The sequence below is a fragment of the Caulobacter sp. FG121 genome (genome assembly GCF_057809815.1).
The window spans coordinates 1-3,514 of record NZ_JBMDKR010000018.1; the positions used below are offsets into that span (position 1 = coordinate 1).

A 3,514-nucleotide genomic window follows, 5' to 3' on the forward strand; every position below is an offset into this window, starting at 1 on the left:
GGAGCCGGCGGAGGCGGAAGCGGAAGCGGAGGCGGAGGCGGAGGCGGAGGCGGAGAGGGCGGCGGCGGAGGCGGGCTCGGCGGGCTCGCCGGCGGACTGGACGGCGGCGCCGGGTCGAACAGGCCGTCGCGAAGCAGGCTGACGGCCATCTGGCGATCGGCATCCGTGAACTTGAGCCACCGCACGCCGTCGTCGGTAGTGACCGCGACCTCGACCAGGACGACGGGGTCTTCGAGCAGCGCCAGGTTCGCGGCCTTGCTCAACGACGCGGCCACGACCTCGACCCAGGCCGCCGACGAGAGGGACAGGCCCCCTCGCCGGTAGACCGGACGGCTCGACTTGAACCGGACCTCCGTCATCAGGGAAGCCGCTCGCACTCGATGATCTGAACATCGTTGAAGTAGATGTTCGACTCACCGCCCGCGAGGTTCTGCTTCAGGAACAGGTTGCGGGCCGCGGCGGCATTGGACGTCCCGACGACGACGTGCGTGTACTTGATGCTCAGGGGCTCGCCCTCGTCGTTGGTGTACGCCGCGGCCTGCGCCTTGGCCGCCTCGTACGCGGCGGCCGCCAGGGTCGCCGTGCTGCGGTGCGCCAGCTGCCACCAGGTGAACCCGGCCGCGCCGCGGGCCTCGCCGCCCATCAGATACTCGCCGGTCTGGAAGACGTGGCTGTCGGTCGGATCGGTGACCATCGAGAAGACGGGCTTCTTCCGCTCCTGGTGAAGGATCGGCTTCAGCGGCTTGCTGCAGTCGAGCAGGTACCAGGGCTGGACCGCGCCGGCGCCCGAGACGTTGGACGTGGCGGTGTCATCCGGGCCCATCGGGTGGTCGGTGTCGAAGAAGTTCTGGCCATCGAAGCAGGGTCGCGCGTTGCCGGCGGCCAGGGCTTCGAAGGCGAGACGGTCGGGCAGGGCTCCGGCCTGTTCGCCCCAGCCCTTCACGATCGGGCCATAGAGACCGAGGTTGTCGTCGTCGATCTTGTTCTTGTGGATCCCGAGCGTGGCTTCGAAATCGTCGTTGGTCAGCGCGTAGGCCTTCTCGGCCATCGAGCGGATCTTCTTGGGGCCGACCCACTTCCGGAAGATCGGGAAGTCGGCGAGGAACCCGTAGGTCTCCACCTTGGTCGACGAGGAAACCGTGGTCGTCATGGCCCCGTACTTGGGGGCCGCCAGACCGACGCCGGCGTTGAACTCGGTGCGGAAACCCGTGCGAAGGGCCTCCAGGGAAGCTGAGGTGATGATCACGAGGCGTCGGCTCCTAGTAGGCGATCTCGACGAAGCCCGAGACGGCTCCGGCGGTGGCGAAGGAAGCATCCGGAGTGACCTGGATGCGCGAGCCGGCGGTGACCACGGTCGTGGCGTCGCCGGCGGTGGGGGTGTCGCGGACGATCGAGCCCTTGGCCGCGGCGTCGGGAATGACGCACGACAGGCCGGCGACGGCGGTGGTTCCCACCGAGCCGGTGATCGGGCCGCCGGTGGTCACCGCGATCTGGACGATCGTGGTCATGCCGACGATCTCGCCGGCGACGGGCGACAGCAGCTCGGCCGAGGTTCCGGCCAGCAGGTCGACCTGGTTGATGAAGAACGGGACCGTGGCGATCCGCTTGCCGCGACCCGCCGGGCCAACCGCGACCCAGACGTAGTCGGCGTCGACCTGCTCGACCACGCCCGCGACGGCGCGGATCTGCGAGGACGAGGTCCGGGCGACCGTCTCGTCATCGACGATGAAGCAGGGCTTGCCGATGTCGGCGATGGTGATCGCGTCGGCGCCGGACGAGTTGTTGAAGTTCCAGGTCCCGGGCTGAACCGAGATGACCACATCGCCATCGGCGGCTCCGCCGGTCTTGCTTTCGAGGAACACCCCGACGGCCTGATAGGTGGCGGCGTCGGCGGCCTTAGCGGGCGTATCAGCACCCTGGCCGATGCGCCCGGGGCGGGCATAGCCGGCGGCCAGGATGGCCAGGCCGGACTGGATGCAGACGACGCCGGCCTTAACCGGGTAGGACTGCGCGCCCTCGGCGAGACGGGCGATATTGCGGCGGGCGGCGGTGAGAGCCATCAGGCGGCGTCCTTCTTCTTCTGAGCCAGGAAGTCCGCTTCGGAGACGCCGGTCATCGCGCAGACGGACCGCTCCACGTCGGACAGGGTGATCGATTCCAGATCGACCTTGGTGCGGTCACCCGCGCCGGGCGCCAGGACGACCGGCTGCACGCCGATCAGCTTGTCGAACTCGGCCGGCTTGTCGGTCGCCAGGGTGATGAAGATGTCCCGGGTGGCCGGGACGATCTGGCCGGCTTTGATGGCGGCATCGACCTTGTCCTCGGCCGCCTTGCGGGCCCCCGAAGATTTCAGGGTGTTGACCTCGGCGGTCAGGGTGATGACGGCGGCCTTCAGGTCGTCATCGCTGCCGGTGGTTTTCAGGGCGGCGATCGCCGCGCAAACCGCCGGGGCGTCCGCGTCAGCGGCGACACCGGCGGCGGTGCGGATCTCGGCCAGGACGCCAGTGGCGGCGGTCTGGGCAGTCTTCCCGGCGGCGATAGCCGCCAGGATATCCGCCTGGGAGGCGGTCTCGGGCAGGCCCATGGCCAGCGCGATGTCTTTCAACATGGTTTCAGAGTCCTGATTGTGGTCGGGGTCACTGGACGCAACGGCGCCCAGGTCGAGGGCGGGGGTGTTGGTCAAAGCCGCCCCCCAGATGCAGGCCACCCGATCCTTGTCGTCGGACTGGAAGGTCGGGCTGAGGTATCGGTACTCGCCGGCCGCCATCGAGGCTGCGGCGGCGGCGGTCCAGTCGGCGCGGGCCCAGATGCCGTCGTCGCGGACCTGGAGTTCCTTGATCCAGCCGGCCGCCTTGGCCGTGCCGCCCACGCCCTTGACCGCGGCGAAGACGGTCTGGTGGTCGTAGTCGAAGGGAAGTTCACGGCCGCCGGCGCGCTGCAGCGAAGCGGCGACGATCCTCTCGGCGTGCGCCCGATCGTCGATCCGCCAGGCGCGGCCGTCGTTGGTGGCCACCTCGCCGATCGGGAACAGGCGCACCCAGTCCACCGGCGCGCCGGCGGCGATGGCCGAGACGTAGACGGACGCGGTGATGAGTTGGCGCGGCGACAAGGGGAAACCTCGGTTGAGGCCCGCAACGTCGCCCTTCGGCTGACCCCCGCCCATGCTGAAATCCTTCAGCATGAAGGCGTTGGAAGGGGTGGCGTCAGGATTTAGGCACGGATTCAGCCGGGGCGGAAGACGCCCGTGAACACGGCATGAGAGGTTTGTTTCAGTCGCCGCCGGCGCGGCGCCAGGCCAGCACGCCGCCGCGATAGGCGTTCAGATCCAGCTCGCCGCCGACCGAGGTGCGGAAGCTCCACCAGGGGGCGGCGCCGCCGGACGCCCCGTCGACCACGACATCGACGACGCCGTCCGAGGTCTTGATCCGGCGGATGTACCGGCGCAGCAGCATGGGCTTTTCGCCATCGGTCCAGATCCAGCGGATCTCGTCGGGGTCGGCGATCGCCTCGGCCG

5 protein-coding genes are annotated in these 3,514 nt (G+C 69.3%); all 5 read right to left on the reverse strand.

The genetic code is table 11. The features are described from left to right. The coding region (locus ACODSL_RS20020; protein ID WP_488902504.1) for a hypothetical protein at positions 1-359 on the reverse strand (359 nt) is incomplete at its 3' end. Continuing rightward, entirely contained in the window at positions 359-1,246 is an 888-nt protein-coding gene (locus tag ACODSL_RS20025) for a Mu-like prophage major head subunit gpT family protein (RefSeq protein ID WP_488902505.1), read from the reverse strand. The genes ACODSL_RS20025 and ACODSL_RS20020, both read right to left, overlap by 1 nt. A gap of 13 nt (positions 1,247-1,259) precedes the next feature. After that, a complete protein-coding gene (locus ACODSL_RS20030) occupies positions 1,260-2,060 on the reverse strand; it encodes a hypothetical protein (protein WP_488902506.1) in 801 nt (266 codons plus the stop codon). Next, positions 2,060-3,163: a phage protease gene (locus ACODSL_RS20035; RefSeq protein ID WP_488902507.1), complete on the reverse strand. Its 1,104-nt coding sequence runs from the start codon at positions 3,161-3,163 to the stop codon at positions 2,060-2,062. Before ACODSL_RS20035 ends, ACODSL_RS20030 begins: the two co-directional genes overlap by 1 nt. Positions 3,164-3,269: 106 nt before the next feature. Next, a partial coding sequence (locus ACODSL_RS20040) for a PBECR2 nuclease fold domain-containing protein (protein ID WP_488902508.1) occupies positions 3,270-3,514 on the reverse strand: 245 nt, incomplete at its 5' end.